Genomic DNA, 287 nt, shown 5'->3' on the forward strand with positions numbered 1-287 from the left:
ACACAATATGCCAATGGTGTTATTTCATCTAACTATCAGCCTTTCTATTATCAGAATCTGTCATTAAATGAGTTTTCAGAACTGACAGATCGCTACGCACGTGTACGCTATATTCTTCCTGATAACTACAACCTGGTCGATGAAAATAATAGATATCGTGTAGTAGACACATCAGGAACATTTAAGCCGTCATTTGCAGGAAAATTGACGTCAGAGACGGTGTCGTGCGTTTCAGCGCATGCCACTAAAAATATTGTTCAATTTTTTGTTGTCTTGTCTGAAATTGT

1 protein-coding gene is annotated in these 287 nt (G+C 37.6%); it reads left to right on the forward strand.

The annotated features are described in order from the left end of the window. Positions 1-287 (forward strand): hypothetical protein (locus tag AC2FC2_RS27060; RefSeq protein ID WP_490660217.1); only part of this gene is annotated, 287 nt, incomplete at both ends.

The organism is Serratia sp. CoH_122_TC_1, from assembly GCF_058191755.1.